Below are 9325 nucleotides of genomic sequence, written 5' to 3' on the forward strand. Positions count from 1 at the left end.
CCCGCGCCACCGGGCCGTCCCGACCGCTTGGCCGCCGGCGGCGCGGCGGCGAAGGAGGGCGGGGGACCGCCCGCGAAGGAGGGCGCCGCGGTCTCGGCGGCGGTGGAACCGGCGGGGGACGGCGAGGAGCCGGGCGCGGGCGGCGGCATCCCGTACGCGGTCGAGGCCGTGGGCGCCGCCCGGGGAGGGGGCGGGAGGCGGCGGTACGGGACCGGGCGCTGCCGGGGCGACGGGCAGCGCGGGGGCGGGGCGGGGGCCTGCCGCGTCGTAGCCGGTGAACAGGTCGGCGAGGCCCGCGGGGGGCTCCCGCCAGCCGGTGGGCGCGGGTGCGGACTGGCGGCGCCCGACGCGGACCGACCGCAGCCTCGGCAGGTCGGTGCGGCGCCGCAGGTCCGCGGTGGCCAGCGCGAGACGCACGCCCGACCAGTCCTCCCCGGTGCGCTGGGCGACCGAGGCGCGCAGCACGAGTGTGCCCTCGGCGGCTTCCTGACGGTACGTCAGACGGTAGGCGGGGACCCAGACCGCGCCGGGCACCCCGTACTCCAGCTCCAACTCCACGGCCCCACCCCCGGACTCCGCCCCGTCGAGCGCCAGGACGGCGGCGACCGCGGCCTCGACCCGGCCGGAGCGCGCGCCGGTGGAGGCGCGGTTCCAGCGGTCCGTCGCGACGGCGAACTCATGCTCGGCGACGCGCAGTCGCTCCTCCAGCTCGGTGAGCCGCAGATGCAGGGCCCGGAGCCGCTCGTCGGCGAACCCGGCCAGCCGCAACCACGCGTCGACGGGCGTACGGCGAGGCGGCTCACCGGGGTCGGCGGCCGGGGGGACCGGCCGCAGCGCGGCGACTTCGGCGATCAGCCCGAGCTGGCGGTCACGGCGTCCCCGGGCGGCGGCGGCCGCGTCCCGCGCCTGCTCCAGCTCCTGCCGCGGGGTGTCGGTCCTTTCACCGGCGGGCGGTTCCGCGTCCACCTCCACGCGCACCTCGGTGACCCGCACACCGTCGTCACCGACGACCTTGGCGCGCAGCGAGCCCGGGTCCATCGACCGGGGGAACCCGGTGACCCGCACCCTGCCGTCCGCGGGCACGGTGCCCCGGGCCAGCCGGGTGCACAGCGCGCCGCGCGCGTACACCACCACGGCGTCCAGCGACGAATCCCATCGCCCCGCGTCCTCAGCGGACTTCACACGCTCAGCCCCCCGTCGTGTCCTCGCCGACCGAAGCCTACGCCCGGTCCGGCGGCACCGTCTCCGGCCCCCGTATCCCGACGGCTCGGCCGTCCACCCGGTCCCGTCACGCCGTGGCCGGCCCGCAGCAGTTCGCGTACGACCCGCTCGGCCTGTCCGCGGTACGGGCGCCCGAAGCCGCCGTACTCCACCGCGGTGACGGCCGCGTGCCCGGGGCCGCGCCCTTCGCCCGGGTTTCCCCGGAGGCCCACCCGGATGCCCCCCCAAGGTAGCCGGGACGTGCCCGACCACTCCGGCGGCGGCCACCCGGGAGCGGGGGCGCGCGGGGCGGGTCAGATCGGCGGCCAGCCCAGGCGGGCGTACGCTCCCAGCAGCGTGCCCATCAGCGTGGTCCAGCCGCCCGTCATCATGCTGACGCCCATCGCGACGAGGACCACACCGCCGAAGATCTCCATACGGCGGGACTGCCGGCGCAGCCACAGCATCCGGCCCCGCGCCCTCGTCAGTCCCACGGCCAGGAGCAGGAACGGCAGGCCCAGACCGAGCGAGTAGGCGACCAGCAGCAGCGCGCCGCGGGTCACCGTGGCCGTGCCCGCCGCCGTGGCCAGGATCGAGGCGAGCACCGGCCCCACACAGGGCGTCCAGCCGAAGGCGAACGCCGCGCCCAGCGGAACAGCCCCGCCCGGCCCACGCCCGAACCGGCTCAGATCCAGGCGCAGTTCGCGCTCCATGAACGGAATCCTGAACAGGCCGGACACGGCGAGGCCCATCAGGACGACGAGGGCCCCGCCGACCAGGTTGATGGTCGCGAGGTTGTTCTTCAGCAGCAGACCGAGCGCCGACGCGGTGGCGCCGAGGACGGTGAACACCCCCGAGAAGCCGAGAACGAACAGCGCGGCGCCGAGCAGCACCCGGCGGCGCGCGGCGGGCGCGAGGGGGCGGTCACCGGCCGTCCCGTCGTGGAGGCCGGAGACATAGGAGACGTATCCGGGCAGCAGCGGCAGCGTGCACGGTGAGGTGAACGAGACCACGCCCGCCACCAGCGCCAGTGATGCCAGCGCGAAGAACTCCACGAGCACTGTCCTCCAATCCTGCGTGGGCGGGCGTCCGCCGCCGCGCCGCGGCGTGGGCGGGGTCCCGCCGTCGAGAGTCCGATCCCCCGTGCCCCATGGTGGAACAGGCCCCCCGGAGGCCCATCGGCACCCCGCCCTCATGCCCCATATCAACGTCCGTTAGTTTATTGATGTGAGTGTCGGGGCTCTGCCTGAGCGGTGGGCCCGGCTGTGGCCGCCGTTCCCATGGTGATGGGTGTCATGACGAAGAACCTCAAGGTGTCGCTGGTACTGGGTGTGACGGTGCTGGCAGTGATCGGTGCGCTCCTTGCGTTCAACCGGTCGTCCGACTCCGGCGGGGACGCGGGGAACGCCAAGCCCGCCTCCTCGTCGGTGCTGGTGCGCCCGGACAGCCACCGGCTGTCCACCGCCAAGGACGGCAAGGTCACGCTGGTGGAGTTCCTGGATCTGGAGTGCGAGGCGTGCGGGGCGGCGTTCCCGTTCGTCGAGCAGTTGCGCGCGAAGTACGAGGGCCGGGTCACGTTCGTGATCCGGTACTTCCCGATCCCCAGCCACCGCAACGCCCAGCTCGCCGCGCAGGCGGTGGAGGCGGCCGCCGCGCAGGGCAAGCTGGAGGCGATGTACAAGAAGATGTACGAGAACCAGAAGTCGTGGGGGGACCAGCAGGTCTCGCACGAGAAGACGTTCCGCGGCTTCGCCCGGCAGCTGGGTCTGGACATGCCCCGCTTCGAGAAGGACTGGAAGTCCAAGGCGACGGTCGCGCGGGTGGACAAGGACCGCAAGGACGGCATCGCGCTGGGGGTCCAGGGCACGCCGACCTTCTTCCTCAACGGCAAGCAGCTCCAGCCCACCTCCGAGGCCCAGTTCACCGACGCCATCGAAGCGGAACTGGCCAAGTGACCACCGCCTGACCTGCCCCCCCCCGCGGCGCACCCCGCCCCCGGCCCCGCCGAGGACGGGCGCCCGTCCCCTCCCCTCCCTGCCCCCGCGCCACCCCCCACGCCTTCGCGGTCCCCGTGCGCAGGGTGGAAGAACGCTCTGAAAGCTGACGTCATGCAAGAACCAGCCGCCGGTCCGGCGGACCCCGTGGTGCGGCTCGCCGGGGTGTCGGTGGACATCGAACGCGTGCCGGTGCTGCGCGGGGTCGACCTCACCGTCCACCGCGGGGAGTCCGTCGGACTCGTGGGGCCCAACGGCTCGGGCAAGACCACGCTGCTGCGCCTGCTCGCCACCCTCCTCACCCCCGCACGGGGGCAGGCCCGCCTCTTCGGCGCCGAGTTCGGCAGCCGGGAGTGCGACGCACTGCGCCCGAGGATCGCGTTCGTCGGGCACACGCCCGCCCTCTACGCGCAGCTGACGCTGCGGGAGAACCTGCGCTTCCTCGCCCGGCTCACCGGCCGGCCGGACGCCGCCGCCGACGAGGCGCTGGCCCTCGTCGGGCTCGCCGGTGTCGCGGACCGCCGCGCCGCCGGCTGCTCCCAGGGCATGCAGCGCCGCACCGACCTGGCCCGCGCCGTCCTCACCGAGCCCCTGCTCCTGCTCCTCGACGAGGCGCACACCGGCCTGGACAGCTCCTCCGCGCCCCTCGTCGAAGCCCTCATGGCGCAGGTCGCGGCCCGGGGCGGAGCGAGCGTCGTGGTCTCCCACGACCGGCCGCGGCTGACGGCCGCGGTGGACCGCCTGGTGGAGATCACCGGCGGGCGCGCCGTGGAGAACACCGTCGAGGACGCCGTCGTGAGCGTCGTGGAGAGGGAGGGCGTATGACCGCCCCCGCCCCCGCCCCCGCGCCCTCCGCCCTCAGGCAAGGCGTCGAACTCGCCCGCAAGGACCTGGTGCTGGAACTGCGCGCCGGAGAGGCGCTGCGGGTGACGGCCCCCTTCGGCGCGGTCGCGCTGCTGCTGATTCCCCTGGGCGTCGGCAGCGACGTGCCGCTGCTGCGCCAGCTCGGACCCGGCATGTACTGGGTGATCGTCCTGCTCTTCGGCGTCCTCGTGACCCTGCGGCAGAGCGCCGTCGAAGGGCCCGCCCAGCTCGCCGTGCTGCGCCTGTGCGGGGTGCATCCCGGCGTACGGCTGGCGGGCCGGGCCGTGGCCAACGCCGTACTGCTCCTGGCCTTCGAAGCGGTGCTCGCACCTGTCGTGATCATCCTCTACGACCCCGAACTCACCGGCTGGCCCTGGCTGCTGCCGGTCTTCCCGCTGGTCGCCGCCGGGCTCGCCCTGCTGGGCACGCTGGCCAACGCGCTCGCCCAGGGCATGGCCCAGCGGACCGCGCTCGGCCCCCTGCTCGTGGTGCCCCTCACCCTGCCGCTCCTGCTCGGCGCGACCCAGGTGCCGCAGGCCGCCCGCTACGGGAGCCAGCCCGCGCTCTGGCTGCTCATGATCTTCACCCTCGACTTCGCCGTGGCGGTCGCCATCGGCCTGGTCGCCCGACACCTGGAGGAGTCCGCGTGACCCTGTTCGGACGCCGCCTGCCGATCGCGACCGCGCTGGTCACGGCGATCGCCATCGCGGCAGCGACACTCGCCCCGCCCGACCAGCTGCAGGGCGAACTGCAGCGCCTGATGTACGTCCACGTGCCCACGGCATGGGTGGCCTACCTCAGTTTCGCCGTCACCCTCGCGGCCAGCGTCGCCTGGCTGTGGCGCCGCACCCCGCGGTTCGACCGCATCGCCGCCTCCAGCGCCGAGGCCGGGGTCTTCTTCACCGGCCTCGCCATCGCGCTCGGCTCCGTGTGGGGCAAGCCGACCTGGGGCGTGTGGTGGACATGGGACCCCCGCGTCGTCACCACCGCCGTGATGTTCTTCGTCTACGTCGGCTACCTCGCCCTGCGCCAGGCGACCCCCGACCCGCTGGCGCGGGCCCGCCGCTCCGCCGTCTTCGGAGTCGTCGCGTTCGTCCAGGTGCCGATCGTGCACATGTCCGTGGTGTGGTGGCGCGCGCTGCACCAGCCGCCGACCGTGCTGAAGCCGGGCGCCCCCACCATCGACGGGCGGATGCTCACCGCACTGCTGATCAGCGTCCTGGCCTTCTCGCTGTTCTACCTGGTGGTGCTGCGGGCACGGGTGCGGCTGGCGGTGCGGACCGAGGAGGTCGAGGCCGCGCTCGCCGAGCGCGACCAGGAGCCGGCCGGCAACGCCGTACTGGCTCCCCAGTGGGAGAAGAAGGGGCTGCGAGCCGATGTCTGAATGGGGCTGGGTGGCACTGGGGTACGGCGTGACCGCCGGCGCCGTGTCCGCGTATCTGATCGGGCTGAGCCGCCGCTGGAACCGGCTGCGCGACCGGGCGGAGGGCCAGCGGTGAAGCGCTACCGGCTCCTCGCGGTCTCCGGCCTGGGGCTGGCCGCCGTACTCGTCGGCCTGCTCGTGTTCGGCAACCTCAACCAGAACCTCGTCTACTACATGACGCCCCGCGAAGCGCTCGCCCAGCGCTCCGACTACCCCGACGGACGGCGCTTCCAACTCGGCGGCCTCGTCGAGAAGGGCAGCGTCCAGAAGACCTCCGACGGGCTCACCTTCGCCGTCGCCACGACGGCCCAGCCCGGGGGCCGCACCGTCGCGGTCCGCTTCGACGGGGCCCCCGCCCAGCTCTTCCAGGCCGGCATCGGCGTCGTCCTGGAGGGCTCCTGGAAGGGCAACGCGTTCGTGTCCGACACCATGAAGGTCAAGCACGACGAGAACTACCGTCCGCCCGCCCAGGCGGGAGACCGGTCGTGAACCTCGTCGCCCCCGCCGCCGGCTGGGCCGCCCTCGTACTGGGGCTGGCCGGGTCGCTCGGGCTGGCCCTGTTCGGCTTCCGCGCCCAGCGCAACCCCGGCTCGGTCTCCCGCGCCCGGCTGCGCTTCGCGGTGCTCTGCGCGCTCGGCGGCGCCGTCGCGGCCATGGCCGCGCTCCAAGTCGCCCTGCTCACGGACAACTTCTCCGTGTCCTACGTCGCCGAGACCCACGCCCGCGCGACCCCCCTGCTGTTCACCATCACCTCCGCCTGGTCCGCGCTCGGCGGCAGCCTCGTCCTGTGGTCGCTGGTCCTCACCGGCTTCACGGCCACGGTGCTGCGCCAGGTGCGCGACACCGACGACCGGCTCGGCACCGGCGCCCTCGGCGTGCTCGGCCTCGTGAACGCCTTCTTCTTCGGGCTGCTCGCGTCGTCCGCCAACCCCTTCCGCATCCTGTCCGACCCGCCCGCCGACGGCCCCGGCCCCAACCCGATCCTGGCCGACAACATCATGGTGGCCTTCCATCCCCCCATGCTGTACATGGGATTCGTCGGGTTCACCGTGCCGTTCGCCTTCGCCATGTCCGCGCTGCTGCTGCGCCGGGGCGGCGTGGACTGGCTGCGGCGCACCCGCCGGGCGAACCTGGTGGCCTGGACCTTCCTCACCGGCGGTCTGGTGCTGGGCGCCTGGTGGTCGTACGAGGTGCTGGGCTGGGGCGGGTTCTGGGCCTGGGACCCCGTGGAGAACGCCGCGCTGATCCCGTGGCTGGTGGCGACCGCCTTCATCCACTCCTCGGCCGTCCAGCTCAAGCGCGGGATGCTCCAGGCGTGGAACTTCGTCCTCGTCATCGCCACCTTCGCGCTGACGATCCTCGGCACGTTCCTGACCCGGTCCGGCGTCGTGTCCTCCGTGCACGCCTTCTCCCAGTCGGGCGTCGGACCGGCCCTGCTGGTCTTCCTGCTCGTCGTCCTGGCCGGCGGCTTCACGCTGTTCGCCCTGCGCGGCGAACGCATGGCCTCCGTCAACCGGCCGGAGTCCCTGGTCAGCCGCGAAGGCGTCCTGCTGCTGAACAACCTGCTGCTGACGCTGTTCGCGTTCGTCGTCCTCACCGGCACGCTCTACCCGATCTTCGCGGAAGCCATGACGGGCCGTCAGCTCTCGGTCGGGCGGCCCTTCTTCGACCGCATGGCGGTGCCGCTGTCGTTCGCGCTGCTGCTGGCCATGGGCGTCGGCCCGTTCACGCCCTACCGGCACGCCTCACCCGCCGTGCTGTGGCAACGCCTGCGCGTCGCGCTGCTGCTGGCCGGTGCCGCCGCGGCGGCCGTGGTCCTCGCCGGCGTCGACTCGCCGGGCGTGGTCGCGGTGGTGGCCATCGCGGTGGGCATCCTGACCGGGAGCGTCCGCCAGCTGCTGGCCACCGCGCCCAAGCCCAGGCGGCGCGGCATCCCCCGGGTGCTGCTCGGACAACGTGCCTACTGGGGCGGCCAGTTGGCCCACCTCGGACTGGTCCTCGTGGCCGTCGTCATCGCGGTCTCCAGCGCCTTCGCCACGCGCGCCACGGTCACGCTCGACCGCGGTGACTCCGCCCGCTTCGCCGGGTACCAGATCACCTTCGACCGCACCGAACGCCACCGGCAGCCCGACCGGGAGAGCCGCGACGCGCACATCGTCTTCCGCGAGGGCGGACGCGTCGTGTGGACCGCCACCCCCCGGCTGAACCGCTTCACCAACCAGACCCAGCAGGTCGGCCAGCCCGCTGTGAAGGAGGGCGTCACCCGCGACCTGTACGTCGCGCTCGCCCAGTACGACACCAGCAAGGTCTCCCTCAACCTGTACCGCTACCCCTTCATGTCCTGGCTGTGGGTGGGCGGACTGCTCATGGCGGCCGGCGGACTCTGGGCGCTGAGCGGACGCAGGCGCGGCGGCGCCGACCGGCCCGCCGACGACCAGGCCCCGGCCGGGGAGAGCCCCAGGCGGCAGACCCCGGAGGCGGTGACGGCCGATGCGTAGCCGACTGGTCGGCATCGGCACCCTGGTGGCCGTCCTCGGCCTGCTCGCGGTCGCCGTGACCGGGCTCGTGGTCCGCGACTCCGGCGGCGAGGACCGCGCCTACCGGCTGGAGCAGAAGCTGCGCTGCCCGGTCTGCAAGAGCGTGTCGATCGCCGAGTCGCCCGCCCAGACCGCTCAGGACATGCGGGCCGTCGTCGCCCGGCAGATCGCCGCAGGCCGCACCGACCAGGAGATCATCGACTACTTCCGGTCCCGCTACGGCGACTGGGTGCTGCTCGACCCGCCCGCCTCCGGTACGACACTGACGCTGTGGTGGCTGCCGGCCGGGGCCCTCGTACTGGGCTGCGTCCTGCTGGTGAGAATGCGTCAGCGACGCGTGGACGGACCGCGGGAGGAGCTGACGGCCGACCAGCGCGAACGCGTGGACCGTGCCCTGGCGGCGGCGCGCGCCCGCGTGGAGGAGGAGTCGGCGTGAGCACGGAACGCGAACTGCTCGGACTCCGGCGCGACCAGGCCCTCGCCGACCTCATCGACCTCGAACGCCAGGTCGCGGACGGTGAGATCCCGGAGGAGGCCGCCCGCAGGCTGCGCGGCCGCTACGAGGCCACCGCCGCCTCGGCCATCGAGGCGCTGGACGCCGTCACCGCGCCGGGCACCGGCCGCCCCGCCGGAGCCGCGAAGCGCGCGGCCCGGCCGGGCCCGGACCAGGCCGCGCGCCGGCAGGCCGGACTCGCCCTGTACGTGGCCTTGTTCTGCGCCGCCGTGGTCACGGTCGGACTGCTCCTTCCGCGGTACGTCGCCGAGCGGCCCGAGGGCGGCTTCATCACCGGCAACGAGGCCGCCGCGCCCGCCCCCGGCAGCTCGCTGGACCCGGCGCCCTCGGCGTCGCCCCGGGACCTGTCGAAGGTCACCGAGGCCGAGATGGAGAAAGTGGTCGCCGCGAACCCGAACGTCCTCGGTATGCGCCTCGCCCTGGCCGCTCGCTACGCGGGCAAGGGCCAGTACGACAAGGCGGTCGAGCACTACGGGGTGGCCCTCAAGCAGAACCCCGACGACGCCGGGGTCCGCGCCCAGGCGGGCTGGCTGCTGTTCAAGATGGGCCGGGCGGACAACGCGCTGAGGTTCCTCGACCAGGCGCTCGCCCTCGACCCCTCCTCCGCGGACGCCCTCTGGTACAAGGCGAACATCCTGTTCGAGGGCCGCAAGGACGCCACGGGAGCGCTGAAGATCCTGCGCGGGCTCCAGTCCCGGACGGATCTGCCGGCCGAGCGCCGCACGGAGGTCGAACGGCTCACGGCCACGGTCCGCCGCGCCGCCGACGGCTCATGACCGCCCCACGGCCCGAC

Annotated in this window: 11 protein-coding genes; 9 read left to right on the forward strand and 2 right to left on the reverse strand. The window is 74.0% G+C overall.

The window, feature by feature from the left end; genetic code table 11:
* Together SZN_RS32500 and SZN_RS32505 are read right to left on the reverse strand one after the other, a co-directional pair.
* Positions 1-1182 (reverse strand): DUF4139 domain-containing protein (locus tag SZN_RS32500; RefSeq protein ID WP_007503456.1); only part of this gene is annotated, 1182 nt, incomplete at its 3' end.
* Between the two features lie 332 nt (positions 1183-1514).
* Positions 1515-2255, reverse strand: a complete 741-nt coding sequence (locus tag SZN_RS32505) for a cytochrome c biogenesis CcdA family protein (protein ID WP_043734257.1) — start codon at positions 2253-2255, stop codon at positions 1515-1517.
* Positions 2256-2495: 240 nt separating this feature from the next.
* Between SZN_RS32505 and SZN_RS32510 the strand changes: the two genes are divergently transcribed.
* From SZN_RS32510 to SZN_RS32545, 9 genes are all read left to right on the forward strand, one after another.
* Complete coding sequence (locus SZN_RS32510; protein ID WP_078509051.1) at positions 2496-3155, forward strand: DsbA family protein; 660 nt, start codon at positions 2496-2498, stop codon at positions 3153-3155.
* A gap of 153 nt (positions 3156-3308) precedes the next feature.
* Positions 3309-4019, forward strand: a complete 711-nt coding sequence (ccmA, locus tag SZN_RS32515; protein ID WP_007503461.1) for a heme ABC exporter ATP-binding protein CcmA — start codon at positions 3309-3311, stop codon at positions 4017-4019.
* Positions 4016-4708 (forward strand): heme exporter protein CcmB, encoded by a 693-nt coding sequence (locus SZN_RS32520; RefSeq protein WP_007503462.1) that lies wholly within the window; start codon positions 4016-4018, stop codon positions 4706-4708. The genes ccmA and SZN_RS32520 overlap by 4 nt, the downstream gene beginning before the upstream one ends.
* Entirely contained in the window at positions 4705-5442 is a 738-nt protein-coding gene (gene ccsA / locus SZN_RS32525) for a cytochrome c biogenesis protein CcsA (protein WP_007503463.1), read from the forward strand. The genes SZN_RS32520 and ccsA overlap by 4 nt, the downstream gene beginning before the upstream one ends.
* On the forward strand, positions 5435-5557 hold the full coding sequence (locus SZN_RS43295) for a hypothetical protein (RefSeq protein WP_007503464.1): 123 nt from the start codon (positions 5435-5437) through the stop codon (positions 5555-5557). Before ccsA ends, SZN_RS43295 begins: the two co-directional genes overlap by 8 nt.
* Positions 5554-5970 (forward strand): cytochrome c maturation protein CcmE, encoded by a 417-nt coding sequence (locus SZN_RS32530; RefSeq protein ID WP_007503465.1) that lies wholly within the window; start codon positions 5554-5556, stop codon positions 5968-5970. The genes SZN_RS43295 and SZN_RS32530 overlap by 4 nt, the downstream gene beginning before the upstream one ends.
* Positions 5967-7979 (forward strand): heme lyase CcmF/NrfE family subunit, encoded by a 2013-nt coding sequence (locus tag SZN_RS32535; protein WP_007503466.1) that lies wholly within the window; start codon positions 5967-5969, stop codon positions 7977-7979. Before SZN_RS32530 ends, SZN_RS32535 begins: the two co-directional genes overlap by 4 nt.
* Positions 7972-8454: a cytochrome c-type biogenesis protein gene (locus tag SZN_RS32540; protein ID WP_007503467.1), complete on the forward strand. Its 483-nt coding sequence runs from the start codon at positions 7972-7974 to the stop codon at positions 8452-8454. The genes SZN_RS32535 and SZN_RS32540 overlap by 8 nt, the downstream gene beginning before the upstream one ends.
* The gene (locus SZN_RS32545) at positions 8451-9308 is read left to right on the forward strand and encodes a tetratricopeptide repeat protein (protein WP_007503468.1); all 858 of its coding nucleotides are present in this window, start codon (positions 8451-8453) and stop codon (positions 9306-9308) included. Before SZN_RS32540 ends, SZN_RS32545 begins: the two co-directional genes overlap by 4 nt.
* Positions 9309-9325: the final 17 nt, after the last annotated feature.

The sequence above is a fragment of the Streptomyces zinciresistens K42 genome (assembly GCF_000225525.1).
Classification (GTDB): Bacteria; Actinomycetota; Actinomycetes; order Streptomycetales; family Streptomycetaceae; genus Streptomyces; species Streptomyces zinciresistens.